Below are 25,868 nucleotides of genomic sequence, written 5' to 3'. Positions count from 1 at the left end.
AGGGTAGCACAGCAATGCCGGTCAATGCACCGGCGTATGCGTCCAGTAGCGGCGATGCGTGTCGCGGTGGCGTTCCACCTGCAGGCCTTGCGCGTCCATCTCGACCAGGATCGCGCCGTGCACGTCCGAGCGCAGCCGTTCCGCGCCGCTGTCGGCGTAGCGTTGCAGCACTTCCGGATTGGGATGGTTGAAGCGGTTGCGGTAGCCGGCGGTGAATACCGCATAGTCGGGCAGCACGGCGGCGACGAAATCCGTGCCGGAGGAACTCTTGCTGCCGTGGTGCGGCACGACCAGCAGGCTGGCGGGCAACCGGTCGGCATGTTCCCTGAGCAATCGTTGCTCGCTCTTCTTCTCGATGTCCCCGGCCAGCAGGATGTGCTGTGCGCCGATGCTGATGCGCAGCACGCAGCTCAGGTCGTTGTCGTGCGTCTTAGTGGCGGTGATGTCGCGGGGGGGATGCAGCAGCTCGAAATGCACGCCGTCCCAGTTCCAGTTTTCGCCGTCGTGGCAGCGGCGCGCAACTCTCTCCCCCGGCCCCTCTCCCGCGTGCGGGAGAGGGGAGGCAGACGGCGGATACGTGCCGGGCAGCGGGGAAGCGACCCAGCCGACCGGCATGGCCTGTATCACCGAGGCCGTGCCGCCGGTATGGTCGATGTCGTCGTGGCTGAGGATCAGTCCGTCCAGTGCGGCGACGCCGAGCGCGCGCAACGACGGGACCAGGATGCGGTTGCCGCTGTCCGCCTCGCCGCTGAAATCCGGCCCGGTGTCGTAGAGCAGAGCGTGATTCCGGGTCTGCGCGGCGACGGACAGCCCTTGCCCGACATCAAAGACGATCAGGCGCAGCGTGCCTTGTTCGGGCGGCTGCGGCGCGTTGAGGAACAGCGGCAGCAATAGTACGAGCCCCAGCCAGCGCGCCGGGAAGCCGCGCGGCAGCAATATCAACAACGCGCCCAGCATGCCGGCCACGATGCTCCACGCCTGCGGCGCGTGCTGCACCCAGACCGCTTGCGGGAACGCGCTCAGCCATTCGAGGAAGATCATCGTCCCGTGCATCGCGATGTGCGCCAGCCACAGCGGGGCATCCAGGGGCAATGCCGCGCCCAGCAGCGTCAGCGGCACCACGACCAGGCTCACCAGCGGGATGGCGAGCGCGTTGGCGACCGGCGAGACCAGCGAGGCCTGCTGGAACAGGCCGAGCAGCAGCGGGACCAGCCCGACGGTCATCGCCCATTGCACTTTCCCGTACTCGACCAGCCAGTGGCTGCGGCCGATGCGCTGCGTGGTGACGTAAAGGATCAGCGCCACCGCGACGAACGACAGCCAGAATCCGGGCGACAGCACCGCCCACGGGTCGGGGATCAGCACGCCGAGCAGCGCGATGCCCAGTATCTGTCCGGGCGAGAAGTTACGGTCCAGCCACAGCGCGGCGGCGACCGCTCCGACCATGTACACGGTGCGCTGCGCGGGCACGCCGAAGCCGGACAGCAGCGCGTAGCCGAGCGCCACCAGCAATGCGGCCAGCGCGGCGGCCTTGCGTGCCGGCAGGTGCAGCGTCAGGCGCGTGCTGTGGCGCCACAGCCAGTAGACGAGCGCGAATCCCAGCCCGGACAGCATGGTGATGTGCAAGCCGGAGATGCTCATCAGGTGATTCACGCCGGTGCGCGTGAACACCTGCCACTGCGGTTGCGGGATGCTGCCCTGATCGCCGATCGCCAGCGCGTTCAGCACACCGCCATAGGGCGCGTCGCCGAGCACGGCAGCGAAGCGGTCGCGCACCGTTTCGCGCCATGACTCGATGCGGTAGGCGAGGCCGCCGGCCTGCGTGTCCAGCCGCGCATTGTTACCCTTGTTGTGCACGTAGCCGACGGCGCGGATGTCGTTCTCCAGCGCCCATTCCTCGAAATCGAAACCGTGCGGGTTGCTGCTGCCGTGCGGTTGCTTCAGGCGCAGCGTGAGCTGCCAGCGTTCGCCCGCCTTGAGGTCGAGCGGTCCCGCGTCCCGCGCGGGATAGGTGCTGAGGTAGAGATGTTCCGGCACGACGGCCTGCGGGGTGAGCGTCTGCTCGACGTCGAAGCGGAAGCGCAGTCCGCGTTCGAGGTGGCGCGGCAGGCTGGCGACCACGCCGACCACTTCGATGTCGCGCCCCTGCCATTCGTCCGGCAGGCTCGTGGCGAGGCGCTGTTCGGCCTGCCACGCGGCGTGATAGAAGCCCGATCCACAGGCGAACAGGGCGATCAGTAGCGCGCGGGTCGCGCGCTGCATGCGCGTCCGGTGCGGGACGAACAATGCCGGGATAAGGCCGCACAGCAGCCATGCCCAGGCAAGCTCGGGTAATGCAGCCTGCTGTTGCAGCAGCCATGCCCCGAGCGCGAAGAATGCGGCAAAGAGGAACATTCGCGCAGATTAACCCACTAAAATACCGCCATGCGCAAATTTTTCCGCCGCCTCCTGCCGCACCACGATACGGTGAAAAGCCAGCGCTGGCTCAGGCCGTTCGCCGGCTGGCTGCACCATCCCAACCTGTGGCACCTGCACCGCCGTTCGGTGGCCGGCGGCGTGGCGATCGGCCTGTTCTGCGGCCTGGTCCCCGGGCCGTTGCAGATGATCTCGGCGGCACTGCTGGCGATATGGCTGCGCGTCAATCTGCCGGTGGCGGCGTTCACCACACTGTATACCAACCCGTTCACTATCGTGCCGCTGTATGTGCTGGCCTACAAGATCGGTGCGTGGCTGACCGGCGTGCGCAACGGCGCGGCGGTGGAGCAGCTGTCGTTGCCGGACATGCACTGGCACAACTGGGCCGAGGAACTGTGGGGTTGGCTGTTGCAACTCGGCAAGCCGCTGCTGGTGGGGCTGCCGTTGCTGGCGGCGGGTCTGGCGATCGGCGGTTATTTCGCGGTGCGGCTGGCCTGGCGGATCGCGGTGATATTGAAATGGCGCGCCAGGGAACGGCGGCGAGCTACGGGTAATTAGCGCGCTTCGTCGTGCAGCACGCCGTCGACCAGTCGCAGGCGGCGCTGCATGCGCGCCGCCAGATCGGGGTCGTGCGTGACGATGATGAAACTGGTGTTGAATCTTTCGTTGAGCTGTTGCATCAGATCGAACAGGTCCTGCGCGCTGTTGCGGTCGAGGTTGCCGGTCGGCTCGTCGGCCAGCACACAGGCCGGTTCGGTGACCAGCGCGCGCGCCACGGCGGTGCGCTGGCGTTCGCCGCCGGACAGTTCGGCGGGCAGGTGGTGGAGACGGTGCGCCAGTCCCACCTGTTCCAGCAGCGCGACAGCGCGCGGTTCGGCTTCGGCGCGTTTCATGCCGCGGATCAGCAGCGGCATCGCGACGTTCTCCAGCGCGGTGAATTCCGGTAGCAGGTGGTGGAACTGGTAGACGAAACCAAGCGAGCGGTTACGCACTTCGCCGCGCCGCGTCTCGTTCATCTTGTGCACCTCCTGCCCCAGGATCGTCACTTCGCCACCGCTGGCATTGTCCAATCCGCCGAGCAGGTGCAGCAGCGTGCTCTTGCCCGAACCGGACGCGCCGATGATGGCGATGCGTTCGCCGCGCCTCACGTCCAGGTCGACTCCTTTGAGTACCGGAACATCCGTATTGCCGATGGTGAAGGTCTTGCTCAGGCCGCGACAGGAAAGGATGGCGTCATTCATAGCGCAATGCCTCCGCCGGCTGGGTCTTGGACGCGCGGTAGCTCGGGTACAGCGTGGCCAGCAGACTGATCAGGAAGGACATCGAGGCGACCAGCGCGACTTCCGGATAGCGCAGGTCGGAGGGCAGTTCGCTGATGTAGTAGACGCTCTTGGGCAGGAACTGCATGCCCAGCATGCGTTCGATGAACGGCACGACCACGTCCAGATTGAGCGCCAGCACGATGCCGCCGAGGCTGCCGAGCAGTGTGCCGACCAGCCCGATCACCACCCCTTGCACGATGAAGATCTTCATGATGCTGCGCGGTGCCGCACCCAGCGTGCGCAGGATGGCGATGTCGGCCTGCTTGTCGGTGACGGCCATCACCAGTGTCGAGACGATGTTGAACGCCGCCACTGCGACGATCAGCGACAGGATGATGAACATCATCTTCTTCTCCATCTGCACCGCGCGGAAATAGTTGCTGTTCTGGTGCGTCCAGTCGTTGGCGTACAGCCCGCCCGGCAAGCTGTCCTGCAATTCCTCCGCCACGGCGGGCGCCAGATCGATGTTGCGCAACCGGGTGCTGATGCCGGTCACTGCATCGCCGAGCTGGAACAGTTTCTGCGCATCGCCGAGGTTGATCAGCGCGAGGCTGTTGTCGTAGGGCGCCATGCCGATCTCGAAGATGCCCGCCACCCTGAATTGCTTGAGACGCGGCATCATGCCGGCCGGGGTGACCGAGCCCTGCGGGGCGATCAGCATGACTTTCTCGCCCAGCCGCACGCCCAGCGCGCGGGCCAGGTCCGAGCCGATCACGATGTTGAATTCGCCGCCGCGCAGATCGTCCAGCGAGCCGGCCTTGATCTTGCCGGAGATCCCGGTGATGGCCGTCTCGCGCGCCGGGTCGATACCCCGCACCATCACGCCCTGCACGCTCTGGCCGAACGACAGCATGCCCTGTCCGGACACATAGGGTGCGGCGGCGGCGACCTGCGGGTGCTGTGCGGCCAGGTCCAGCACGGGGAACCAGTCATCCAGCCGGCCGCCGTCCGCGACGATCTCGAGATGCGGCGACGCGCCCAGCATGCGTGCGCGGATCTCTTTCTGGAAGCCGTTCATCACCGACAGCACCACGATCAGCGCCATCACGCCCAGCGCCATGCCCAGCATGGAGATCAGCGAAATGAACGAGATGAAGTGGTTGCGCCGCTTGGCACGGGTATAGCGCAGACCGATGAGCAGTTCGAATGGTTGCAAGGCAGGGCCGCCGACGAATGAGATGGGACGGGCGTAAGTGTGCCATAAGCGCGCCGGTGATGACAGCGCGCGGGGTGATAAACTCCGCGCATGAAAAACGTCCATCTGGTCATCGCCGATCTGTTCCTGCCGCAGGAGATCGCCGCCGAAGTCTGCGCGGGGCTGTCCGTTCCGTGCACGGAAATGATGCTGGCGCGCGGCTGCCGCGTCGCGTCGCAGGATATTTCGTTGGAAAGCAGGTTGTGCGAACTGTTCGGCATGCCGGGTGCCGGCAGCGTGCCGATCGCGCCCCTCAGTGCCGCGTTCGACGGGTTGGCGGACGGCAACTGGTTGCGTGCCGATCCCGTGCACCTGAGCCTGCGCCGGGAACAGATGGTGCTGTTGCCGGACGTGGCGGTCAACGCGGAAGAGGCCGCGCAATGGTGCGACGCACTGAACGCGCATTTTGCCGGGCAGGGCATGGCCTTTTTCGCGCCGCATCCGCAGCGCTGGTATGTGCGCCTCGAGGAATCGTCACGCATCGAGACCGTGCCGCTGTCGCGGGCTGCCGGACGAAACGTGCATGACCTTCTGCCCGGCGGCGATGACGCAATGCACTGGCACCGGGTGTTCAACGACATCCAGATGCTGTTGTTCGCCCACCCGCTCAACGAGGCCCGCGAGGCGCGCGGCGAATTGCCGGTCAACAGCGTGTGGCTGTGGGGATACGGGGAAGGCAGGGCTGCGTTGCAGCCGTCTTATGAAAGCGTGGTTTCGGATGATGTGCTGGCCGCGATGCTGGCCGGTGCGGCAGAGATACCTTTCCTGGAATGGCCGGCACGATGGCACGATACGGAAAGCGACGGCAGGCAATTGCTGCTATGGACCGGTTTGCGCCGTGCGTTACGGCAGGGCGACCTGAGGGCATGGCGCGACGCTTTGCAGGATTTCGAGCTGAACCATGCGCGACCGTTGTGGCAGGCATTGCGCGCCGGGAAGATCGGGCAGTTGCAGGTGGAAATCCTGTCCGGCGATACCTCACGTGGCTGGCAGTTGAAGCGCGCCGACAGCTGGGCGTTCTGGCGGCGCGCCAGGCCCTTGGCAGAAGGTGCGATGGTGTAGAATGGCGCCACTTGGCTTGAGGATCGATCATGTCATTCTGGGATAACACCATTCAGTATTTCTGGGGCACGGAATCCCTTCCGGTGCTGGTCATGGCGCTGGGCATCGCGTTCCTGTTGTTCCACTTCCGCAAGGATGAGCGCAAGAGCGTCGTCAACACCCTGATCTTCTTCTTTGTCTGCATGGCCGGCCAGTTCATCGGTGCGATGGCGCACGCGATGGGCTTCGCCAAGGCTGCCGCCGTGCTGCACGAGGCGTTCGTCATCGGCGGCGGAATTGCGGTTATCCGCCTGTGGGGGTTGCTGGTATTCCGCATCGTGCTGCCGCTGGCGCGCGTGGAGCCGCCGCGCATCGCCGAGGATATCTTCGTCATCATCGGTTATATCGCATGGGGGCTGGTGCGCCTGCGCTATGCCGGACTGGACCTCGGCAGCATCGTCGCGACCTCCGCGATGATCACGGCGGTGGTGGCGTTCGCGATGCAGGACACGCTGGGCAACATCCTTGGCGGACTGGCACTGCAACTGGACAACTCCATCGAGATCGGCGACTGGATCAAGATAGACGACGTGGTCGGTCGCGTGGTGGATATCCGCTGGCGCTCCACGCTGGTGGAGACGCGCAACTGGGAAACCGTGGTGATTCCCAACAGTCAGTTGATGAAGAACAAGTTCCTGGTGCTGGGGCGGCGCACCGGCGAGCCGGTGCAGTGGCGCCGCTGGATATGGTTCAACGTCGGCATGGACGTGTCGGCTACCAGAGTGTGCAGCGTGGTCGAGGAAGCCGTGCAGCAGACCGAGATCGCCAATGTGGCGCATGACCCGTTGCCCAATTGCGTGCTGATGGGGCTGGACGACAAGGGGTACGCGCGTTATGCGTTGCGTTACTGGCTGACCGATCTGGCGCCGGACGACCCGACCGACGCCGCAGTGCGCTGGCATCTCATGACGGCGTTGCAGCGCGCGGGCATCAAGCTGGCGGTCGACGAGCGCAGCATCCACATCACCAAGGAGAACGAAAAATACGAAGAGGCGATGCGCCAGCGCGAGATCGTATTGCGCATCAAAACGTTGCGTCGGGTCGAGTTGTTCGCGCAGATGACCGAGGACGAATTGCGCGCGCTGGCCGAACGGCTCAAATATGCCCCGTTCGCCAAGGGAAACGTGATCGCGCGGCAGGGCGCCATCGCGCAGCACTGGCTGTACATCATCATCAACGGCGAGGCCGAGGTCTATATCGAGGCGTCGAACGGCGAGAAGCATACTCTCAGCGTGCTGTCCAAGGGCAGCTTCTTCGGCGAGATGAGCCTGATGACCGGCGCGCCGCGTGCCGCTTCGGTGATCGCCAGGACCAATGTGGAATGCTATCGTCTCGACAAGGAGGCGTTCGAGGAGATCCTGCTGGCGAGGCCGGGCATCGCCGACGAGGTCTCGCAGATCCTTGTCACGCGCCGCGCGGAACTAGACAGCGCAAGGAACAGCCTCGATGACGAAGCGATACACAAGGAGATGCATCACCAGCAGCACGAGGTGCTGGAGACCATCAAGAAGTTCTTCGGACTGTGATCGCCGCGCTATCGTGTATCATCGCCCCGTTTATAAATGCAACTGCAGGGAACAACCATGAAAGTGTCATTTCTGGACTTTGAAAGCGCCATTGCCGATCTGGAAGACAAGATCGAACAACTGCGCTATGTGCAGGACGATTCGGCGCTCGATATCGCCGACGAGATCAATCGCCTGGCCAAGAAGAGCGAGGCGTTGACCAAGGATGTCTATGCCAAGCTCACCCCGTGGCAGATCTCGCAGGTATCGCGCCATCCGCAACGCCCGTACACACAGGATTACCTCGATGCGTTGTTCACCGATTTCGAGGAGTTGCACGGAGACCGCGCGTTTGCCGACGACAAAGCCATCGTCGGAGGTCTGGCGCGTTTCAACGGCCAGAGCGTGATGGTCATCGGCCACCAGAAAGGCCGCGATACCAAGGAAAAGATCGCGCGCAATTTCGGTATGCCGCGTCCGGAAGGCTACCGCAAGGCGATGCGTCTGATGCGCATGGCTGAAAAGTTCGGCATCCCGATCATGACCTTCATCGATACGCCGGGCGCCTATCCTGGCGTGGGGGCGGAAGAGCGCGGCCAGTCCGAGGCCATCGGACGCAACCTGTACGAGATGAGCGAATTGCGCGTGCCCATCATCTGCACGGTGATCGGCGAGGGCGGTTCCGGCGGCGCGCTGGCGATCGCGGTCGGCGACGTGCAGCTGATGCTGCAATACAGCACCTATTCGGTGATCTCGCCGGAAGGCTGCGCATCCATCCTGTGGAAGAGCGCGGAAAAAGCCGCCGATGCCGCCGAAACGCTGGGCATCACCGCCACGCGCCTGAAGGCGCTGGGGCTGGTGGACAAGATCATCAGCGAACCGCTGGGCGGTGCGCACCGCGACTATGCGGCGACCATGCAGAACGTCAGGAAGGCGTTGCTGGATGCGTTGAAGACGGTACAGAGCAAATCGACCAGCGAGATGATGCAGGATCGCTTCAACCGCCTGATGAGTTATGGCAAGTTCAAGGAAGTCGAACTCGGCTGATCTCTCCGAACGGGTTGCGGCGCGTATCGTGCCGCTGCTCCATGCGCAGTGTTCCATTCTGGTCGGCCTGAGCGGTGGTGCGGACTCGGTGGCGCTGCTGCACCTGCTGCATACACTTTCCGCGCGCTTCTCCTGGCGGCTTTCCGCCCTGCACGTCCATCACGGCATCAGCCCGAATGCCGGCGCCTGGGCGGACTTCTGTACCGACCTGTGCGCCCGTCTGGAAATTCCGCTGCATGTCGAACACGTGGACATCGCGCCGTTGCGTGACCACGGCATCGAGGCCGCGGCGCGCAAGCTGCGCCATGCGGCATTCGCAGGGCAACAGTGTGATTTCGTTGCGCTGGCCCATCATGCGGACGACCAGTCAGAGACCCTGCTGTTGCAACTGTTGCGCGGCGCGGGAGTGCGCGGCGCAAGTGCCATGCCGTTATTGTCGGAGGGGAGGCCAGCCATACTGCGACCGTTGCTGCACTGCTCGCGGCAAGAGATCCTCGACCATGCCCGGGCACATGACCTGACCTGGATGGAAGACGAGAGCAATGCAGACGACCGCTACCCGCGCAACTTCCTGCGCCATCGCGTATTGCCCGTCCTGGGACAAAAGTTCCCCGCCTGCCGCGACACGTTGACGCGCAGCGCGGCACATTTCGCCGAGGCGAGCGGCTTGCTGGATGAACTGGCGCAACAGGATGGCGCGCAAGCCATGCATGCAAATACGCTTGCGGTTGCGGCATTGCGGGCATTGAGCGCGGCACGCGCGAAAAATCTGCTGCGTTACTTTCTGCATCGTGCCGGTGTGCCGATGCCGCAATCGGTGCAACTGGACGAAATGCTGCGGCAACTGTGCGATGCGCGCAGGGACGCGGCCGTGTGTATCGCCTGTGGCGATTTCGAGGTGCGTCGCTATCAGGGTAAGGTGCATGCGTTGCACACGCCGGGGGGATTCGCGAGTGATTTTGTGCAGGCCTGGCACGGCGAGGCCGCACTGGAGTGGCCCGCATTGCAGGGCCGCATCGTGTTCCTGCGCGGCACCGGGCAGGGCGTCAGCCTGGCGAGATTGCAGGATGCGCCCGTTTCACTGCGTCTGCGATGCGGAGGCGAAGCGTTGCGTCCGCACCCGAACGCGCCGACGCGCACTTTGAAGAACCTGTTGCAGGAACACGGCATCCCGCCTTGGCAGCGCGACCGGATGCCGCTGCTGTATTGCGGCGACGAACTGGTGTGCGTGCCCGGCGTGGCAATTGCGGCGGAATATCGTGCCGGTACATCAGAGACGGGCGTACAACTCCGGATGGAGGGTGGCGCGACGGAATGATCCGGGCGCACGGTGCTACAATCCTCCTGTACACCGTATTTCCGGAACCCGTGCTTTTCTATCTGGCGGGCGATCCGTCAACGATGGCCGATAGCGTGGATACAACGACACATGAGCAACGATGGACCCTCTCATGGAGATGCGGCTCAGGCCGTACCCAGCCGCTGACCTTTGAACTCGATCGGGGATACTGCTACCGCGTTGTCGTTACCTCGGAAGAAGACAAGAACACCTTTCTGGATATGTTCCTGCGGCCACCGGAGACCGCGCTGGTTGCCCCGGATGGCGGGTTGCTGGGCAATCTCAAGATCGACGAGAACATCCTGCTGCCGCTGGGCTACCACGGGATCGTGGTGGATTCCGTGCAGCAGCGCATCGTTGCTCTGTTCCATGCATGCGGACTGGATGAGGACGAGACCCTTTCCCTCCTGCTGAAAGTACCCGGCCAACTTTCCCTGTACCAGCGGCGTCTGGCCGGTTTTGTGCGCGCCGCACTGGGGAATCCCCGCGTCATGGTTTACGATTCCATCTGGGATGGCGTGTCCATGGCCGAAGTCGAGCATATCGGGCATTTCGACGATTATTTCCGGCGCCATGCGCCGGCGCATACCGCGGTTTTTGTCGGATACGACACGCAATTGAACGTGGCATATTCCGCACACGATACTTACAGATTGTGAATGCACCATGAAACTCTTTTCCGATCACGACAGCCGGTTGGCCATTCTGGAAAGAAAGGTCGGGTTGTTCGTCTTTACCGTGATGGGTGTGCTGATGCTGGTGTTCGTCAGCGTTGCCATCGAGCAGGGGATGTTCGCCAGTACCACGCGGCTGAGATTCCATCCGGACGATGCGAGCAGCCTCTACGCGGGCATGAAAGTCAAACTGAACGGATTCAATGTCGGCAAACTCTCTGACATTTCCCTGTTGGACAACGGCGTGGTCGAGGTGCGCTTTGTGGTGGAAGACCGCTATCTGTCGCATATCGGGAACGGTGCGAAGGTGCGCCTGGCAACAAGCAGCCTGTTCGGCGACAGCGCGCTGGAGATCGTGCCGGGCACGCGCGGTGCCGCGGCATTCGAGGACGATGACCTGTTGCCCTTCGAGCGCCAGGTCGGTGTGAGCGATCTGGCGCGCGATCTGGCCGACCGGATCAAGCCCATTCTGGATAACCTGCAGGTCACCACCGAGAAGGTCAACCAGCCGGGTGGGCTACTGGATCATGCGCAGGAAGTCGCCGTACAGCTCGAAGAAACCGGCAGGAGCGCTACCCAATTGATGCGCCGGACGGAAGATGTCATCGCGACCGGCAGCCTGAAACTGACCAATGTGCTGGATAAGTCGGATCGCGTGCTGGACAAGGTCCACGGGATTGCCCTCGATGCAGCCAAAGTCACGGCGGTTTCCGCGGAAAACATTCCAGCTATGATGCGGGATGGCAGGGCGGTAGCGGAAGACGCCCGCAACATCATCGGTTCCGCGAAAGAATCCTGGCCGATCCGCAATTTCATCGAGCCCGGGGAAGAGAAGCTGCTTCCGATGGATAGCTACGGTGTTAGCGATGCGCCAGCCGAATAGCATTCTGCCGATTTTGTGCTGCCTGCTCCTAGCCGCGTGTGGCAGCGCGCCGGAAAGGCCCAGCCCGCGCAACGAACAGGCCGTCAAGTTGAATGCGAGCGCCCGCGCCGCCTATCTGCAGGGCGATCATGAACGCGCGCTGAGCGACTATGCGCAGGCCTTGCGTATCGACCAGTCGATCGAGAATGCTGCCGGGATCGCCGTCAACCGTTTCAACCTGGCAAGAGTGTTCCGCGAAACGGCGCGCCCGGATCTGGCGCATCTCCAGCTGGAAGCGCTGTTCGCGCAGCCTGCGCTGGCTTATCCGCCACACAGCCTGGCCGCTGCCGCCGCATTACGGGGGCAGTTATATTTTGAAGGCGGCGGGATGCCGTCAGCCGCCTCGTGGGTCGCGAGGGGCGAGGCGCTCTGCGAGGAGAAATGTCCGGTCGCCGGATCGCTGTTGCTGTTGCGCGCCCAACTGGCCTGGTGCGGGGGCAACCTGGACGAGGCGGGCAAATTGGCGGACGAGTCGGTTGCCGCGCTGAAGCCGGGAGGGCAGCCGGTGGAACTGGCCAACGCGCTACGCCTGTCGGGCGAGATCGGCCTGGCAAAGCAGGATCATGCCGGAGCGATCAGATGGCTCGAGCAGGCGCTCGCCCTTGACCAGAGACTCGGCATCCCGACCAGGATACGCCTCGACCTGTTGCGATTGGGTGAGGCGCATGAGCGATCCGGAGCGACCGGCCAGGCCGGGGATTTTTATGCGCGTGCCGCGGCAGTCGGTCAGGCGACGGGCCGCAAGGGTGGCGATAAGGTGCATGTCTGCCCGAACAGGATGTCGGGCGATAAGCCCGGAACAATAACTCGCGGAGCGCGTTAGTGCTGCGGACAACCGGACGAAAGGCGTTGTCGGTTTCCATCGTGGTGGCCGGTTACGCCACGCTGCTGCTGCATGCCCTGTCCCGCTGGCGCGTCCTGCGCATCGAGCCGATCCGCAAGGCGTTCTACCGCCAGATCTACTTCAGCGGCAACAACGCGCTGCATATCATCGGTTTCATGGGCCTGCTGTTCGGGGTGATCGTCTTTACGCAGGCTTTCGCGTTCGCCGGTGGAGACAGTTCCTTCGTGGTCAAGGTGATGGCCTGGGTGATCGTATGGGAGACCGGGCCGCTGTTCGCCGCGATTATCATCATCGCCCGAAGCGGCTCTGCCATTGCGGTGGAATTGGCGCTGATGAAGATCGCGGGCGAGATCGCCAGCCTGGAGCGCATGGGGATCGATCTGCTGGATTACCTGGCCGTTCCCAGGATATTCGGCGTGTCCATCTCGGTGGTGATCCTGACGGCTTATTTCCAGATCGTGGCCATCGCGGGCGGTCTGGCCGCGAGTACGCTATTCCAGGATGTCGGTTTTCTCGACCAGATACATCGCTTCGCAGAACTGGTCAAACCGTGGCTGCTGGTCGCGTGGATATTGAAGAGCTTGCTGTTCGGTCTGATGATCTCCACTATTGCCTGCTTCCATGGCCTCTCGGTGGAAAAGGCCACTTCGGCCGTGCCGCAGGCGGCCACCAAGGTGGTGATCCGCGCGATGCTGGCGGTGTTCCTGCTGGATCTGCTGTTCGCCGCACTCAGACTCATTTGAGAATGGCGCAACATGCCACTGGATTTTCCATCCATCCATGCATGCATTCGTTCATCCGGCACGTAAAAAGGGCAGGCCCGGCCTGCCCTTTCCTGTTTTGCGTAAGGAGCATCAGTCCTTGTTGGCTTCGACCGGCGAATACAACCTGACTTCGTCGCCGACGAGCGGCACATACTTTGTCATGCCGAACTGGCTACGCTGGATGGTGGTGGAGATGTCGGCGCCGCAGTGCATCTTCTTGGTCATCGGGTGGGGCGCGCAGTGGAAGTTGCTGACGGTGAGTTTCAGCGGCTTGGTCACGCCGAGCAGCGTGAAATGGCCTTCCGCGCCGACGACCTTGTCGCCGTCGAAGATCAGCTTGTCGGAGGTGAAGCGGATGGTCGGATGGACTTCGGCGTCGAAGAAATCCGGGCTCTTCAGGTGGTCATCCCATTTCTGGAAGCCCATGTCGAGCGAGCCGGTGTCGATGGTGATGTCCACGCTGCCCTTTTTGGCGGCGATGTCCAGCATGATCGTGCCGCTGGTCTTGTTGAAACGGCCGCGCTGGGTGGAATAGCCGAGGTGGTTGATCTCGAACGACGGCCAGGTGTGAGTGGTGTCGATGGTATAGCTGTCGGCCGCATAGGCAGGGACTGCGAGCAGGGCGGCGATGATAAGGCTGAGGGTCTTGGTCATGGTCATTCTCCTTGTGTCGATGGGTCACTGCTTCGCCACGGCGAAACGAAAACGGACTTGCACCTCGTCGGCGACGGTGTCGGTGTCGCTCCAGATGCCGGTGCCGATACTATAGGCCAGACGGCTGAGTGTAAATGATCCGGGTAATATCACCATGTCGCCTTTGCGTTCGATGGCGAAGGTCGCGCGGGTATCAAGCGTACGGCCCTTGATGGTCAGCTTGCCCTGCGCTTCGTAGCGGTTCGAGCCGAAAGGCCTGACGGTCGTGGAGACGAAACTGGCGGCAGGATGGGTTCTGGCGTCGAACCAGGTTCTGCCGACGACTTCCTCGTTGGCTTCCTCGTTGCCAGTGTCGATACTGGCGATGTCGATGCTGATGCGTGCCCTGCCTTTTTCCGGCATGGCCGGGTCGATGGAAATGTCGGCGTCGAACCGCTTGAACACGCCTTCGACCGGCACGCCCATCTGTTGGGAGATGAAGGTGACGCTGCTTTGCTGCGGGCGCACGACGTTGAATTCAACAGCGTGGGCTGGTGCACAGAGCACCAGCAGCGCCAGCAGGGATAACGCTCTCATGGCTTCCTCCTCAGGAACGGGAGCATGCGCGCCAGGATGCCGTCGCGCTCGATGAAGTGATGCTTGAGTGCACCAGCCACATGGGCGAACACCAGGCCGAGCAGGGTGAAGTTCAGCGCGACGTGGATATCTTCCAGCAGTTCGCCGAGTTCCTTGTCCTTGCCGATCAGGTCGGGCAACGGCAGTACGCCGAACCACACCGTCTGGAAGCCCTTGGCCGAGCTCATCAGCCATCCGCTCAGCGGTATCGCGAACAGCAACGCGTACAGCAGAAGATGCACGGTGTGTGCGGTGAATTTTTCCCATGCCGGCATCGTGCCGGGCAGGGCCGGTGGGCGGTGCATGGTGCGCCATGTCACGCGCAGTATGGCCAGCATGAAGATCGTGACGCCGATCCACTTGTGATAGCTGTACAGCTTGAGCTTGACGGGTGACAGCGGCAGGTCGTGCATGTACAGCCCGAGCGGGAAGGCTGCAAAGATCAGCACTGCGACCGCCCAATGCAGGGCGATCGCGGTGCGGGTATAGGTTGCGGATGGCGTGTCCAACGGCGGCTCCCCCGATTGCATGCCGTTACTCTACCAAGCCTGACCGGATTAGGCCATCAATCTTCCCAGTCCGGATAGTTGGGGATGGATACCGTGTCGCTGTCGAAATTGCCGTCGTCCGCCCTGGTGTGGCACTTGCTGCAGAAGCTCAGCGATTTGACGTCCTTGTTGCCTGAGATCATCTTCTCGGGGATGTCGTGGTGTTTGCGCTTGATGTAACGCACTTCGATGATGCGCAACGGCGCTTCGCCGTTTTCGGTCGCCAGCGCGATCTTGCGTGAGCGCTTGTGGAAGGATTTGTCAGCCGCGTTTTCCATCGCGTAATCGTGGATCTCCCTGAGTGTGTCGCCGTCCAGTGAGGCATCGTCCCCGAAATGATCGCCCAGCGCCTGTTCGTTCAGCAGTTTCTCCCACGACCTGCTTGGCAGCAGGCCGGGCGGGTAGGCCATGTGGCAGGCGCTGCATTCTTCCTTGTAGGCCTTGTTGTCCACCGGTTTGACTTCTTTCTGGCGGAACGGGCTGATCAGCCATCCGAACAGGGTTTCCTCGGCCAGTGCCGTGCCGCTGGACGCCAGTAGCGCGGCCGCCAGCAGTGCCGCTAAATAGGGTGAGCGCATCATCTGTCGGGTCCTTTATCTGGCCAGCAGGAACTTGAGGAAGTCCCCTTTCTCCTGGGGAGTGCATTCGCGTGCCCAAGTGTCCTTGCAATTGCGCTTGAACCATTTTTCGATCTTTTTTACTTCGGTCAGGCGTTCCTTGTTGATGCTCGGTGCCATCGGCTCGATGACCTTGCCGGTTTTGTGGTGCTTGCTGCTCTTGCCGAGGTCTTCGCCGTGGCAGGTCTGGCATGACATCGTTTCGCCGTCTTCACCCTTGACCTTCTTTTCCCAGTTCTTGCCGCCGCGTGCCGCGTCGAAGCTGCTTGCGCCTTCGGCGGTGTAGCGTGTGAGTAGTTCGTCGGTCGCCGGGGTCGCCCAGGCGGTGGAAGCGGTGAACAGCGCAGCAGCCAATGCGATGGTCGATAGACAGGTTTTCTTCATTTTCAAGTTCTCCATTACCAGGTTAATTTGATTGCCAGAATCATGTTGAGTGCGCCCAGTTCCGCCATCGCGGCATGGCTGGTCGGCGTTGTGGTGGAATTCGCCGACTTGTTGATTGCGTATGCCATCAGTGCCGCGCCCGTGACGCCTAGCAATACATGCAGATTGTCGGGGTCGCTGAGGCCGTCTTCCTTGTGGAAGTCATCCCAATGCGTCAACAGGCCGCTGGCGACGGTCGCCAGCGCCAGTGCCGCCGTGGCCTTGCCCAGATTCGCATGCTGCCCATGCGTGCTGCGCGGCGGCTGGGGGCCGCAATTCGGCCCCTCGCAGGGGTGGAAATGAGTCAGGAATGTCGCGGCTGCGGCGACGGCAGTCGCGATGCCGAGGTACTGGTGCACCTTGCTGCCGGAGAAGGCGGACGGCTCGAACGCCGGGAGGTTCGCTTCGGGGGCGGGCGGCTGTTTCCTGACCAGCACCACGGAGTCGTTTTCTGCCAGCTTGAACGGTTCAAGATTCCTGTTGTATTCGCCGGACGACAGCGGCGGATCGAGCATGCCATCCTGCGCGGATACGGCGCCTGACCACACCACCACACAGAATACGGCGGCCTTGATGAATAGGGTTCCCCTCATTTGATCTTCCTCATGCTTCGTTTGAATCGGATGGCGACATTTTCTTTCCGGTGAACATCGCCTTGACCAGATTTTCCCTGTGCTGGAGGCTGCCGGCCGCCACGCCCGCGATGTGCAGCGCGACCAGCGCCAGTCCCGCATAGGGAAGCAGCTTGTGCAGGCGGCGGAACGCATAACTGGACTCGTCGCTGACCTGGTTCGCCAGAAACAGCAGCGGCCCCTCGAAGTCGATCACCGACAGGGTCACCAGCCCCGTCGCCAGTATCAGGGTCAGAGTCGCCAGCAAGGCGAACACCATCAGCGCGCCTGCCGGATTATGTCCGAAGTAATGTCTGGGATGCCCCTTGAGCATTCCGCGGACATAGGCAACCGTCTCGCGGGGCGGGAAGATGAAAGAAGCGAAACGCGCATAGGGACTGCCCGTGAATCCCCAATATATCCGGGCCGCCAGCAAGGCGCACAGCAGATAGCCGGTCAGCGCATGAACCTGCGGGAAGTGGAATTCTCCGGAAAGGAACGCAGTCGTGAAGCCGGCGACCAGCGTCCAGTGGAATATCCGGATGAACAGGTCCCACACGTTGACGGTCTGGACAGGTTCGATCGGGTTGGTTTTCTGGTACATGTGGCGCCTGATGATCGGTCGATTCAAAAATGAGTGCCGGCAAGACCGCCGTGGAACAGCCGGTCCGGGTGGTAGTCGCGACGCACGAACGAGAACAGGTCCGGTAATGGTGAATAGGCATGGATGTCCGCGCGGTTCCTGACCGGAAATCTCGCGAGGGCGGCCAGCGTGATTCCCGGTTGTTTGCCGGTCTTGCGATGGAGTATCCAAGGTGTGGAGATCGAAAGGTAAACGGATCCCGCGAGCAGGATCAACAGGATGGTCAGGGTTCGTCCGACAGAGCCGGCGATCCCTTTGCTGACCCACAGGTCGAACACGACAGAACAATGATCAAGCTCTTCGCGGGCGTGCAGTCCGAACAGTTCACGTGCGAATTCGGAACGGATATCCATCCGTTGTTCGTGATCCATGTATACCCTGGACAAGACCGCCGCGTAATGTTCGAGTGCCGCAGCAAGCAGCAGGCGCCTGGAGAGCGACAGGTGTTTCATTGCGCCGTCCAGCAGGGATTCGACCAATGCCAGGCCACGAGGCGGGCCGCCCAGGTATTTGATCAATGATGCGTTGAATCTCCGGTGCGCGCTGGAATGCGCCGACTCTTCGCGGATGAAGTCCAGGCAGCGCTGGTCGAGAGTTGAGAGCCGCTGCTTGTCGAGGCCTTCGGCGACCGTGCGGATGAAGAAATTTTCCAGCACGGGTGTGACGAAGCTGATCGCTTCCATGACGCTGGAAGTCACGACGTTGGCGTTACACCATGCGCCGGACAGGTCTTCGGTCGTTTCCATGCGTTTCAGGCCGTGCATCCCTATCTCCGCCTCCTTTCATTGGTTCGCGCATCCAGTCGTGCAAAGGTGGCCGGCGTGATGCGGTAATGTTCATCCCCGGCATAGACCTCGAGTTCGGTCATCCTTCCATCGGCTTCGATGACCGACAATTTTTTTGCTGCCAGCATGCCTGACTCCTTGCGCACCGACCGTTCCACCGTGATTGTCCGCAACAACCTGTGGCGAGCATCGAACAATTGCGTCCGGACGGACAATCTCTCCTTCCTGTCCACGCAACTGACGACTTCGCTTACAGGTGAAATGGAATTCGCATGGCGAGAACGGATCAGTTCGCATTGGCGCCCAGAAGTCCGGTCGGTTCCGACAATGGTTTGTTCCGTCCAGTTCCACCAGGGGGCAAACATATCCCAGAGGACCATGCCGGAATCGAACAGACCGGCCTGTGGATCATATTCGGTGCTGCCCGAGGCGTGTTCATCGTATTCGATGGCGTCGAACGTGCCATCGCTGCGGTTGTCGGCAGCGAAGAAATGGTTGCGTATCCCGTTCGGCGAAATGCCGCGCATCAGCAGGCGCTGCCATTCGCTGCCGGTCTGGCCGATGACAGCGATCTTGAAGGGTGGGCGGAGGCGTTTGTCTGCCCCGGTGACCTGCACGCTCATGCGTACCTCGAATCCGTCGGAGAGCCGCGCCTGCCGCATCGCGGCAGCCAACCCCGCCGCATCGGATGGTGCGGCACCGGCCTGCGCGCAGCAGAATGCCAGCATCAGGAGGCATGACAGTCTGACCATCGTTATTCCTGCCTCAATGCGTGAGAGGGCAGCAGGCGTGCCGCCTTGATCGCAGGATAGAGTCCGCCGCAGATGCCGAGGGCCGCGGACAGGCCGAGCACCCCGGCCAGGAAGGGTAGCGGGAATACCGCGTCGATCTTGCCGCGCATCAGTTCGACATGTTCCAGCCCCCATGTGATGCCGATGCCGAGCACGATGCCGACCAGCCCCCCGGCCAGCGCGAGGATCGCCGATTCGCTGACGATCAGTTTGACGACGGTGCGCCGCTGCCAGCCGAGCGCCAGCAGCAGGCCGATCTCGCGCGTGCGTTCGCTGATGCTCATCAGCATGGTGTTGAACACCACCAGTGCGCCCACCAGGCTGGCGATCAGGATGGTGGCCTGGCTCATCGCCTTGGAGATGCGTACCACGGCGTTCTGGCTGACCAGTTCGCCGGAAGTGATCGCCACGAAGCCGGGCATGTTCTTCTCGACCTGTTCCTTGATATCCCGGATATCTGCCTCAGAGATTTGTGCGTCGAGACGGAGATTCAGTATGTTGACCTTGCCGGGCTTGTCGGTGACGCGCTGGGCCTGGTTCAGCGTCATCAGCAGGGCGCCGTTCTCGACCAGCGCCGGGCTCTGGAAGATGCCCGTCACGGCGAATGGTTGGCCTTCGATCTCGACCGTGTCGCCGACACGCTTGTGCAGCATTTCCGAGGCCAGCGCGCCGATCACGACGGCCGGTTCATCGCGGTTGGCCGGCCAGCGCCCCTCGACCAGTTTCAGGTGGTCCCACAGGTAGCTGCCGTGTTCCCAGCCGAACACGAAGACCGGAGGCGCATCGTTGCTGACGGTCAGCATCTCGCTCAGCAGGCCGACGACCTCGCGCACATGCGGGAGTTGCGCCAGTCCCGGCTGTACCCTGTCGGCGACGAACGGCGATGGCATGGTGTTCTGGCTGGCCAGGCGCGTCACGATCAGGTCGGTACCGCGCGCATCGTTGGCCTTTTGCCAGCTTGCCTCGAATCCCCAGGCGATGGCGGTCAGCGCGACGATGGCGGCGATGCCGAGCGAAATGGCGGACAAGGTCAACACGGTGCGCGCCGGTCTGCGGTACAGGTTGCCGACGGCGAAACCGAACAGGTTCATGCGGCCATCCTTTCGGCGATCCTGCCGTCGCACATCGGGATGATGCGGTCGGCCCGCGCAGAGACGCCGTGGTCGTGCGTGACCATCAGCACGGTCAGCGGGGTCGTCTTCCTCATGCCTGCGATCACGTCAAGTACATGGCCGGCATTGGCCGAATCCAGGCTGCCGGTCGGTTCGTCGGCGAGGATCATGGCGGGATTGTTGATCATCGCGCGGGCGATGGCTGTACGCTGGCGCTCGCCGCCGGAAAGTTGTGTCGGGAAGTGCCCGATTCGATCCTGCAAGCCCAATTGGTGTAACAGTTCACGGGCGCGTTCGCGGTGGCTGGTCGCGCCGTCCGGCGTGCCGATGGTCGGGACCAGTACGTTGTCCAGCGTGGTCAGTGTCGGGATCAGGTGGAACGACTGGAACACGAAGCCGATGTTGCGGCGCCTGAACAATGCCAGGTCGGGTATCCCGGAATAGGATTGGCCGCGGAAGAACAGTTCGCCCGAAGTTGGCATGTCGAGGGTGCCGATCAGGTTCAGCAGGCTGGACTTGCCGCATCCGCTCGGGCCGGTGATGGCGACGAATTCGCCTTCGGCGATGTCGAGGTCAACGCCGTCGAGCGCCCTGGTCTTTCCTCCATCGAAATGGAGGTGCAGGTCGCGGATACTCAGGATGGATGGTCGGGCAGAAGCGGTGTCCATGGACGCGTTCCGGGATTAATGGAGACCCTGCAGGGCGAATATATCCACTATGGCAGGCGGGCGGGTTGCCCGGCAGAATCCGCTCTTCATCTTACGTTCAATCTTTCTGCCACAGAGGCGCATATTATATCGGACGGAATACAAGCAATCGCGAGGTTGTCCGCGCAAAATTTATGTGCTGGAGGACTTGAAAATCTTTATGTTTCCCCCACATCCACCGCGTGGCGGATTGTGGTCGATTGCCGAAATCGCGCGGTTCGACAGATAGCCCGTATGGAGGTTCCGCGATGCTAAACTGCGAACAGCTATTTTTTGATGTTATGGAGAGATGAATCTATGAAGCGGATTTTCCTGTTCTTATTGACCAACCTGGCCGTGATCGCCGTGATCAGCGTCACCTTGCGCCTGCTGGGTGTGGATCGCTGGCTGACCGAGAGCGGCGGTATCGACTTTGGCGCGCTGCTGGTGCTGTCCGCCGTGATCGGTTTTGCGGGTTCGCTGGTCTCGCTGGCGATGTCCAAGTGGTCGGCCAAGCGCATGGTCGGGGCGCATGTGATCGAGGATCCGAGCGATCCGACCGAGCGCTGGCTGGTGGATACCGTGAAGCGCCAGGCGCTTTCGGCAGGTATCGGCATGCCGGAGGTGGCGATCTATGACGCGCCGGACGTGAACGCGTTCGCCACCGGCTGGAACCGCAACGATGCGCTGGTGGCGGTCAGCACCGGGCTGTTGCGCAACATGAGCCGGGATGAGGCTGAGGCGGTACTGGCGCACGAAGTCAGCCACGTCGCCAACGGCGACATGGTAACTCTGGCGCTGATCCAGGGCGTGGTCAATACCTTCGTGATCTTCCTGTCCAAGCTGTTCGGATTTTTTGTGGATCGCGTGCTGCTCAAGAACGACGGGCGCAGCGGCCCGGGCATCGGCATGTTCGTGGCGGAGATTGCCGCGCAACTGGTGCTGGGCGTGCTGGCCAGCGTGATCGTGATGTGGTTCTCGCGCCAGCGCGAGTTCCGTGCCGACGCCGGTGGTGCGAGCCTGGCCGGGCGCGAGAAGATGATCGCCGCGCTGGAACGCCTGAAGATCAACCACGAACAGGCCACCCTGCCGGAACAGATGGCCGCGTTCGGCATCTCCGGCGGACACGGTTTTGCCAAACTGTTCATGACCCATCCGCCGCTGGACGAGCGCATCGAGGCGTTGCGCTCGGCGCGTCCATAACCGCGCCTCGGCTCAAACGAAAAGGCCTGCATAGCGCAGGCCTTTTTTGTGTGGCGGGTGGAATCAGCGTATGCCGGAATTCCGTGCAAACCACATTTTGAAGATGCCGTGATGCCCGGCAGTCGCCGATGGGGTCGTCGAGTTTTCGGCTGTTTTCGGTACAGGAACAGGGTCGCGCTGTGCGGACGGCGTATGCGGGATCGGCACCTGCTCGCTGTCTATTTCGTCTTCCCATTCGTCGTATTCGTCGCGCGGCGGACTGCCGTCGTATACCAGACTTTGGCGGCGTAGCAGGTAGGCATCGCGGATCAGCGCGTAGCGATCCAGCGCCGCTTCGTCCAGTACCTTTTCCTGATCCAGCAACTGGGCGCGCCGGCTGATCGCCTTGCTCACGTACATCTGGTTGCGGGTGCGCATATGGGTGATACGGCGCAGCTTGCTCGGACGGCTGTCCATATACAGCCCGGCTCCATCGCGCAACGTGCTCGGCCCGAGTATGGGCAATACAATATAGGGTCCGCTGCCGACCCCCCAGTATCCGAGCGTCTGGCCGAAATCTTCGTTGTGTTTTTCCAGTCGATTGGCGACATCGATCAGTCCGAACACTCCGAATGTGGTGTTGAACAGGAAACGCGAACCGTCCGAGGCCGCCTGGGAGAATTTGAACTGCAGCAGGTCGTTGGCGGTGACGATGACATCGTCCAGATTGGAGAAGAAATTACTTACCATGATCTGGCCGGGTTCCGGCATTACTGTCTTGTAGCCTTGTGCGACCGGTTTGGCGATGGCCTTGTCCAGCGTGTCATTGAATTGGTATACGCCACGGTTGAAAGACTCCATCGGATCGGCCGGGTTGCTGCCGTGGGTGGAGGCGCAACCGGTCAATGCGATGGCGGCGAGTGCGATCAGGATGCGGTTCATTGTGTCGTCTGTATTGCTTGGATTGATGGCGATTATAGGGGGTTTGTCCGGTTCCGGAAATAGCCTTCACCCGGCTGCGGGTGGCGCGGCAAGTTCGCCGCTGTGGAAGCCGAAATGGCCTTTGCGACGATCCGCAAAATAATGTTCCAGACTGAACCGGATCGGCCGGAAGGCGATCTCGCCCCAGGGAATCTCCGCTTCGCCGAACAGCCCAACCTCAAGGCTTTCCGGGCCCGGCCCGAAGTCCCGGTCGAGCAGGCGGGCGCGGAACAAAAGATGTACTTGGTTGATATAGGGCAGGCTGTACATCGAGAACAGTTCGCCGATCTCGATGCGCGCGTTGGCTTCTTCCAGCGTTTCGCGGATGGCGGCTTCGGCAGTGGTCTCGCCATTCTCCATGAAGCCGCCGGGCAGGGTCCACAGGCCGTGGCGCGGTTCGATGGCGCGGCGGCACAGCAATACCTTGTCATCCCAGACTGGGATGGCGGCAATCACCATCTTGGGATTCTGGTAATGAATGGTGCCGCAGGCGCTGCAGATATGCCGCGGACGGTTGTCATCATCCGGGATGCGAAACTCGACCGCAGCTCCGCATGATGGGCAGAATTTCATTTCCAGAATTGCCACCAGGATTTTCCGGTCGTGGCGGCATCGTAGGCGGCACTTCCCGGCGCGCTGTTTTTGGCCAGTACGCGTTTGGCATCGTCGCGCAGGTCGGTCATGCCCAGGGCGTCATAGGCTTGCACCATAACCTGCAAGGCGTCGCGCGTCGAGGGACTGTTCGGATATTGCGACAGGATACCTTGCGCCCGGTTGGCTGCAGCGATATGAGCGCCGCGTCGCAGATAATAGCGGGCGACATGCAGTTCGTATTTTGCCAGTGCGTTCACCAGATACTGCATGCGCAATCTGGAATCGGGCGCGTATTTGCTGTCTGGAAAGCGTGTCACCAGATCCTTGAAGGCGTTAAACGACTCCTGCGCTGCCCGTGGGTCGCGCTCGGTCGGATCCTGCCCGCCCAGCGATTTGAGAATGCCGATCTCGCCGTTGAAATTGGCCAGCCCCTTTACGTAATAGGCATAATCCACGTGCGGATCGTTGGGATATTGTTTGATGAACCGGTCGGCAGCGGAAATGGACGGCTCCGGTTCACCTTGGCGGTAATAGGCATAAGCCGTTTCCAGCATGGCCTGCTGCGCATAGCGCCCGTAGGGGAAGCGCGCTTGCAGGGATTCGAAGTGCTTGATTGCAATGCTGTAATCGCCCTCGTTCAATGCCGCCTTGCCGGTATTGTAGATTTCGGCGGCGGATAGTTGCCTGGTTTGTTCGGAACCGTCCGGCAGGGGCTCCAACAAACTGCAGGCGGTTAACGTAAGCAACAGGAATACGGCTAAACTATGGCGCATGACTCGACCCGGAAAAAATTTGCGCGATTATAACGTAAACACCGATTCTTCCGATGTGCTGCATTTCGCGGTTCCCGGTGATTGTGCCGGGCTACGTCTCGACCAGGTTCTGGCCAGATTGTTGCCGGAATATTCGCGCAGCCGTCTGCAGGAATGGATCGTGCAGCAACAAGTCAGCCTGAACGGCGAATCGGCCACACCGAAACAGAAGGTCTGGGGCGGGGACGCGCTCGAGGTCCGGCCTCGGTCACATCCTGCCGAACAACCGTACCGTGCCCAGGACATCGCGCTCGATATCCTTTATGAGGACGATGCGCTGCTGGTGCTCAACAAGCCGGCCGGACTGGTGGTCCATCCCGGCAGCGGTAACTGGGAAGGCACGCTGCTTAACGCGCTGCTGCACCATGCGCCGCAACTGGAAGGCGTGCCGCGTGCCGGCATCGTGCATCGTCTAGACAAGGATACCAGCGGGTTGCTGGTGGTGGCCAGAACGCTCACCGCGCAAACCCATCTGGTGCGCCAGCTGCAGGCGCGCAGCGTGAAACGCGAATACCTCGCGCTGGTCTATGGCGAACTGCGCCACGGCGGTACGGTGGACGAACCGGTCGGCCGCCACCCGGACCAGCGCGTCAAAATGGCGGTGACGGAGGGCGGAAAATCCGCCACCACCCATTATCAGGTCGAGGAAAGGTTCCCCGGTTGCACGCTGGTGCGTTGCCAGCTGGAAACCGGACGCACCCACCAGATACGCGTACACATGGCGCATATCAGGCATCCCCTTGTCGGCGACCGTGTCTATCTCAAGGGGCCGCAGAAATGTGTTCCCGAATTGCGCGAATTGCTGCGCGGATTTCCGCGCCAGGCGCTGCATGCGACACGCCTTGCACTGGAACATCCGGTCAGCGGCGAGACGATGGAATGGGAAGTGCCGCTGCCGGAAGACATGGCGCGGTTGTTGCAACAGATCAGGAACGTGCTTCATGAGTCTGGCTGACCACCTGATCTTCCCCGACTGGCCCGCACCCGAAAATGTGCGTGCGCTGCAGACCACGCGGCAAGGCGGCGTGAGCGCGCCACCTTACGACAGCCTCAATCTCGGCAGCCATGTCGGGGATGCGCCGCTGGCGGTGGCGCGCAACCGCATGTTGCTCAACACCGTATTGCCCAGCGAGCCGGTATGGCTGGAACAGGTGCATGGCACCGCCGTTGCCAATGCCGATATGGCCGGCTGCCGTGTGCAGGCCGATGCGTGTATCGCGCGGCGGCTCGGCTCGGTATGCGTGGTGATGACCGCCGATTGCCTGCCGGTATTGCTCTGCGACCGGCAGGGTAGCGTGGTCGGCGCGGCACACGCCGGATGGAAAGGATTGGCGGCGGGCGTCATCGAGGCTACCGTCGAAGCGATGGATATCGCACCGCAGGACCTGATTGCCTGGCTGGGACCGGCGATTAGTCAGCGGGCGTTCGAGGTCGGCGACGAGGTGCGCGCAGTTTTTGTGGATGGCGACCCGAAGGCCTCGACCGCGTTCGTTCCCGGCAATGAAGGCAAGTGGTTTGCCGACATCTATGCACTTGCGCGCCTGCGCCTGAATGCGATGGGGATCACCCAAGTCTACGGCGGAGGACGCTGCACTTCTGGCGAGCGGGACACGTTCTTTTCCTATCGCCGCGACGGTGTGACCGGGCGGATGGGTACTTTCATCTGGCTGGAGTGACTTTTGGCGC

The 25,868-nt window shown here is 62.2% G+C and carries 29 protein-coding genes; 12 read left to right on the top strand and 17 right to left on the bottom strand.

Annotated features, from left to right (window positions below; genetic code table 11):
• Positions 1-21 precede the first annotated feature (21 nt).
• A complete protein-coding gene (locus IPM27_03250) occupies positions 22-2,394 on the bottom strand; it encodes a DNA internalization-related competence protein ComEC/Rec2 (protein ID MBK9160577.1) in 2,373 nt (790 codons plus the stop codon).
• A 30-nt stretch (positions 2,395-2,424) separates the two neighbouring features.
• On the opposite strand from IPM27_03250, the gene IPM27_03245 reads away from it, so the two are divergent.
• Positions 2,425-2,973, top strand: coding sequence for a DUF2062 domain-containing protein (locus IPM27_03245; GenBank protein ID MBK9160576.1), 549 nt, complete (start codon positions 2,425-2,427; stop codon positions 2,971-2,973).
• Here IPM27_03245 and lolD read toward each other — a convergent pair.
• A complete protein-coding gene (lolD, locus tag IPM27_03240) occupies positions 2,970-3,656 on the bottom strand; it encodes a lipoprotein-releasing ABC transporter ATP-binding protein LolD (protein ID MBK9160575.1) in 687 nt (228 codons plus the stop codon). The genes IPM27_03245 and lolD overlap by 4 nt on opposite strands.
• The gene (locus tag IPM27_03235) at positions 3,649-4,893 is read right to left on the bottom strand and encodes a lipoprotein-releasing ABC transporter permease subunit (GenBank protein ID MBK9160574.1); all 1,245 of its coding nucleotides are present in this window, start codon (positions 4,891-4,893) and stop codon (positions 3,649-3,651) included. The genes lolD and IPM27_03235 overlap by 8 nt, the downstream gene beginning before the upstream one ends.
• Positions 4,894-4,983: 90 nt before the next feature.
• On the opposite strand from IPM27_03235, the gene IPM27_03230 reads away from it, so the two are divergent.
• Genes IPM27_03230 through IPM27_03195 form a run of 8 tightly spaced genes read left to right on the top strand, consistent with a single transcriptional unit; the run spans position 4,984 to position 13,107 of the window.
• Entirely contained in the window at positions 4,984-5,994 is a 1,011-nt protein-coding gene (locus IPM27_03230) for a hypothetical protein (protein MBK9160573.1), read from the top strand.
• Between the two features lie 29 nt (positions 5,995-6,023).
• A complete protein-coding gene (locus tag IPM27_03225) occupies positions 6,024-7,559 on the top strand; it encodes a mechanosensitive ion channel (protein MBK9160572.1) in 1,536 nt (511 codons plus the stop codon).
• A gap of 57 nt (positions 7,560-7,616) precedes the next feature.
• Positions 7,617-8,585: an acetyl-CoA carboxylase carboxyltransferase subunit alpha gene (locus IPM27_03220; protein ID MBK9160571.1), complete on the top strand. Its 969-nt coding sequence runs from the start codon at positions 7,617-7,619 to the stop codon at positions 8,583-8,585.
• Positions 8,554-9,903 carry a tRNA lysidine(34) synthetase TilS gene (tilS, locus tag IPM27_03215; protein ID MBK9160570.1) on the top strand — a complete coding sequence of 450 codons (1,350 nt, stop codon included), beginning with the start codon at positions 8,554-8,556 and terminating at the stop codon, positions 9,901-9,903. The genes IPM27_03220 and tilS overlap by 32 nt, the downstream gene beginning before the upstream one ends.
• On the top strand, positions 9,900-10,583 hold the full coding sequence (locus IPM27_03210; GenBank protein ID MBK9160569.1) for a hypothetical protein: 684 nt from the start codon (positions 9,900-9,902) through the stop codon (positions 10,581-10,583). Before tilS ends, IPM27_03210 begins: the two co-directional genes overlap by 4 nt.
• Positions 10,584-10,590: 7 nt before the next feature.
• A complete protein-coding gene (locus IPM27_03205; protein MBK9160568.1) occupies positions 10,591-11,481 on the top strand; it encodes an MCE family protein in 891 nt (296 codons plus the stop codon).
• Positions 11,465-12,343, top strand: coding sequence for a tetratricopeptide repeat protein (locus IPM27_03200; protein ID MBK9160567.1), 879 nt, complete (start codon positions 11,465-11,467; stop codon positions 12,341-12,343). The genes IPM27_03205 and IPM27_03200 overlap by 17 nt, the downstream gene beginning before the upstream one ends.
• Complete coding sequence (locus tag IPM27_03195) at positions 12,343-13,107, top strand: ABC transporter permease (GenBank protein ID MBK9160566.1); 765 nt, start codon at positions 12,343-12,345, stop codon at positions 13,105-13,107. Before IPM27_03200 ends, IPM27_03195 begins: the two co-directional genes overlap by 1 nt.
• A 111-nt stretch (positions 13,108-13,218) precedes the next feature.
• Here the strand turns inward: IPM27_03195 and IPM27_03190 are convergent, their stop codons facing one another.
• From IPM27_03190 to IPM27_03140, 11 genes are read right to left on the bottom strand one after another with little or no spacing between them, the layout of a single operon-like run.
• On the bottom strand, positions 13,219-13,782 hold the full coding sequence (locus IPM27_03190) for a polyisoprenoid-binding protein (GenBank protein ID MBK9160565.1): 564 nt from the start codon (positions 13,780-13,782) through the stop codon (positions 13,219-13,221).
• 24 nt (positions 13,783-13,806) lie between these two features.
• Positions 13,807-14,358, bottom strand: a complete 552-nt coding sequence (locus tag IPM27_03185; GenBank protein MBK9160564.1) for a YceI family protein — start codon at positions 14,356-14,358, stop codon at positions 13,807-13,809.
• The gene (locus IPM27_03180) at positions 14,355-14,927 is read right to left on the bottom strand and encodes a cytochrome b (protein ID MBK9160563.1); all 573 of its coding nucleotides are present in this window, start codon (positions 14,925-14,927) and stop codon (positions 14,355-14,357) included. Before IPM27_03180 ends, IPM27_03185 begins: the two co-directional genes overlap by 4 nt.
• Positions 14,928-14,962: 35 nt before the next feature.
• Positions 14,963-15,523: a diheme cytochrome c gene (locus IPM27_03175; protein MBK9160562.1), complete on the bottom strand. Its 561-nt coding sequence runs from the start codon at positions 15,521-15,523 to the stop codon at positions 14,963-14,965.
• A 15-nt stretch (positions 15,524-15,538) separates the two neighbouring features.
• Positions 15,539-15,946 (bottom strand): DUF1924 domain-containing protein, encoded by a 408-nt coding sequence (locus tag IPM27_03170; GenBank protein MBK9160561.1) that lies wholly within the window; start codon positions 15,944-15,946, stop codon positions 15,539-15,541.
• 14 nt (positions 15,947-15,960) lie between these two features.
• The gene (locus IPM27_03165; GenBank protein MBK9160560.1) at positions 15,961-16,578 is read right to left on the bottom strand and encodes a hypothetical protein; all 618 of its coding nucleotides are present in this window, start codon (positions 16,576-16,578) and stop codon (positions 15,961-15,963) included.
• 10 nt (positions 16,579-16,588) lie between these two features.
• Positions 16,589-17,200, bottom strand: a complete 612-nt coding sequence (locus IPM27_03160) for a cytochrome b/b6 domain-containing protein (GenBank protein ID MBK9160559.1) — start codon at positions 17,198-17,200, stop codon at positions 16,589-16,591.
• Positions 17,201-17,223: 23 nt separating this feature from the next.
• Positions 17,224-18,003, bottom strand: coding sequence for a metal-dependent hydrolase (locus IPM27_03155; GenBank protein MBK9160558.1), 780 nt, complete (start codon positions 18,001-18,003; stop codon positions 17,224-17,226).
• Between the two features lie 2 nt (positions 18,004-18,005).
• Positions 18,006-18,776, bottom strand: a complete 771-nt coding sequence (locus tag IPM27_03150) for a hypothetical protein (protein ID MBK9160557.1) — start codon at positions 18,774-18,776, stop codon at positions 18,006-18,008.
• A gap of 2 nt (positions 18,777-18,778) precedes the next feature.
• Positions 18,779-19,906 carry an ABC transporter permease gene (locus tag IPM27_03145; GenBank protein MBK9160556.1) on the bottom strand — a complete coding sequence of 376 codons (1,128 nt, stop codon included), beginning with the start codon at positions 19,904-19,906 and terminating at the stop codon, positions 18,779-18,781.
• Positions 19,903-20,595 (bottom strand): ABC transporter ATP-binding protein, encoded by a 693-nt coding sequence (locus IPM27_03140; GenBank protein MBK9160555.1) that lies wholly within the window; start codon positions 20,593-20,595, stop codon positions 19,903-19,905. Before IPM27_03140 ends, IPM27_03145 begins: the two co-directional genes overlap by 4 nt.
• 336 nt (positions 20,596-20,931) lie before the next feature.
• On the opposite strand from IPM27_03140, the gene htpX reads away from it, so the two are divergent.
• Positions 20,932-21,816 carry a protease HtpX gene (htpX, locus tag IPM27_03135; protein ID MBK9160554.1) on the top strand — a complete coding sequence of 295 codons (885 nt, stop codon included), beginning with the start codon at positions 20,932-20,934 and terminating at the stop codon, positions 21,814-21,816.
• A gap of 63 nt (positions 21,817-21,879) precedes the next feature.
• Here the strand turns inward: htpX and IPM27_03130 are convergent, their stop codons facing one another.
• From IPM27_03130 to IPM27_03120, 3 genes are all read right to left on the bottom strand, one after another.
• Positions 21,880-22,737 carry a VacJ family lipoprotein gene (locus IPM27_03130; protein ID MBK9160553.1) on the bottom strand — a complete coding sequence of 286 codons (858 nt, stop codon included), beginning with the start codon at positions 22,735-22,737 and terminating at the stop codon, positions 21,880-21,882.
• A gap of 66 nt (positions 22,738-22,803) precedes the next feature.
• Positions 22,804-23,349: an NUDIX hydrolase gene (locus IPM27_03125; protein ID MBK9160552.1), complete on the bottom strand. Its 546-nt coding sequence runs from the start codon at positions 23,347-23,349 to the stop codon at positions 22,804-22,806.
• Positions 23,346-24,143, bottom strand: a complete 798-nt coding sequence (locus IPM27_03120; GenBank protein MBK9160551.1) for an outer membrane protein assembly factor BamD — start codon at positions 24,141-24,143, stop codon at positions 23,346-23,348. Before IPM27_03120 ends, IPM27_03125 begins: the two co-directional genes overlap by 4 nt.
• Between IPM27_03120 and rluD the strand changes: the two genes are divergently transcribed.
• Positions 24,142-25,137 carry a 23S rRNA pseudouridine(1911/1915/1917) synthase RluD gene (rluD, locus tag IPM27_03115; protein ID MBK9160550.1) on the top strand — a complete coding sequence of 332 codons (996 nt, stop codon included), beginning with the start codon at positions 24,142-24,144 and terminating at the stop codon, positions 25,135-25,137. The genes IPM27_03120 and rluD overlap by 2 nt on opposite strands.
• Positions 25,124-25,858, top strand: coding sequence for a peptidoglycan editing factor PgeF (gene pgeF / locus IPM27_03110; GenBank protein MBK9160549.1), 735 nt, complete (start codon positions 25,124-25,126; stop codon positions 25,856-25,858). The genes rluD and pgeF overlap by 14 nt, the downstream gene beginning before the upstream one ends.
• Positions 25,859-25,868: the final 10 nt, after the last annotated feature.

The organism is Nitrosomonadales bacterium, assembly GCA_016716325.1.
Classification (GTDB): domain Bacteria; phylum Pseudomonadota; class Gammaproteobacteria; order Burkholderiales; family Gallionellaceae; genus Gallionella.
This window is presented reverse-complemented; position numbering and strand designations above follow the sequence as displayed.

Coding starts and splice junctions, on each gene's coding strand:
- IPM27_03170 (MBK9160561.1), bottom strand. CDS start 15,946: ATGAAGAAAACCTGTCTATCGACCATCGCATTGGCTGCTGCGCTGTTC.
- IPM27_03150 (MBK9160557.1), bottom strand. CDS start 18,776: ATGGTCAGACTGTCATGCCTCCTGATGCTGGCATTCTGCTGCGCGCAG.
- IPM27_03155 (MBK9160558.1), bottom strand. CDS start 18,003: ATGCACGGCCTGAAACGCATGGAAACGACCGAAGACCTGTCCGGCGCA.
- IPM27_03175 (MBK9160562.1), bottom strand. CDS start 15,523: ATGCGCTCACCCTATTTAGCGGCACTGCTGGCGGCCGCGCTACTGGCG.
- IPM27_03140 (MBK9160555.1), bottom strand. CDS start 20,595: ATGGACACCGCTTCTGCCCGACCATCCATCCTGAGTATCCGCGACCTG.
- IPM27_03145 (MBK9160556.1), bottom strand. CDS start 19,906: ATGAACCTGTTCGGTTTCGCCGTCGGCAACCTGTACCGCAGACCGGCG.
- IPM27_03120 (MBK9160551.1), bottom strand. CDS start 24,143: ATGCGCCATAGTTTAGCCGTATTCCTGTTGCTTACGTTAACCGCCTGC.
- rluD (MBK9160550.1), top strand. CDS start 24,142: ATGACTCGACCCGGAAAAAATTTGCGCGATTATAACGTAAACACCGAT.
- IPM27_03190 (MBK9160565.1), bottom strand. CDS start 13,782: ATGACCAAGACCCTCAGCCTTATCATCGCCGCCCTGCTCGCAGTCCCT.
- IPM27_03220 (MBK9160571.1), top strand. CDS start 7,617: ATGAAAGTGTCATTTCTGGACTTTGAAAGCGCCATTGCCGATCTGGAA.
- IPM27_03125 (MBK9160552.1), bottom strand. CDS start 23,349: ATGAAATTCTGCCCATCATGCGGAGCTGCGGTCGAGTTTCGCATCCCG.
- IPM27_03165 (MBK9160560.1), bottom strand. CDS start 16,578: ATGAGGGGAACCCTATTCATCAAGGCCGCCGTATTCTGTGTGGTGGTG.
- IPM27_03180 (MBK9160563.1), bottom strand. CDS start 14,927: ATGCAATCGGGGGAGCCGCCGTTGGACACGCCATCCGCAACCTATACC.
- IPM27_03225 (MBK9160572.1), top strand. CDS start 6,024: ATGTCATTCTGGGATAACACCATTCAGTATTTCTGGGGCACGGAATCC.
- IPM27_03205 (MBK9160568.1), top strand. CDS start 10,591: ATGAAACTCTTTTCCGATCACGACAGCCGGTTGGCCATTCTGGAAAGA.
- IPM27_03200 (MBK9160567.1), top strand. CDS start 11,465: ATGCGCCAGCCGAATAGCATTCTGCCGATTTTGTGCTGCCTGCTCCTA.
- IPM27_03230 (MBK9160573.1), top strand. CDS start 4,984: ATGAAAAACGTCCATCTGGTCATCGCCGATCTGTTCCTGCCGCAGGAG.
- IPM27_03250 (MBK9160577.1), bottom strand. CDS start 2,394: ATGTTCCTCTTTGCCGCATTCTTCGCGCTCGGGGCATGGCTGCTGCAA.
- IPM27_03245 (MBK9160576.1), top strand. CDS start 2,425: ATGCGCAAATTTTTCCGCCGCCTCCTGCCGCACCACGATACGGTGAAA.
- pgeF (MBK9160549.1), top strand. CDS start 25,124: ATGAGTCTGGCTGACCACCTGATCTTCCCCGACTGGCCCGCACCCGAA.
- IPM27_03210 (MBK9160569.1), top strand. CDS start 9,900: ATGATCCGGGCGCACGGTGCTACAATCCTCCTGTACACCGTATTTCCG.
- htpX (MBK9160554.1), top strand. CDS start 20,932: ATGAAGCGGATTTTCCTGTTCTTATTGACCAACCTGGCCGTGATCGCC.
- IPM27_03185 (MBK9160564.1), bottom strand. CDS start 14,358: ATGAGAGCGTTATCCCTGCTGGCGCTGCTGGTGCTCTGTGCACCAGCC.
- IPM27_03130 (MBK9160553.1), bottom strand. CDS start 22,737: ATGAACCGCATCCTGATCGCACTCGCCGCCATCGCATTGACCGGTTGC.
- IPM27_03160 (MBK9160559.1), bottom strand. CDS start 17,200: ATGTACCAGAAAACCAACCCGATCGAACCTGTCCAGACCGTCAACGTG.
- lolD (MBK9160575.1), bottom strand. CDS start 3,656: ATGAATGACGCCATCCTTTCCTGTCGCGGCCTGAGCAAGACCTTCACC.
- tilS (MBK9160570.1), top strand. CDS start 8,554: ATGGCAAGTTCAAGGAAGTCGAACTCGGCTGATCTCTCCGAACGGGTT.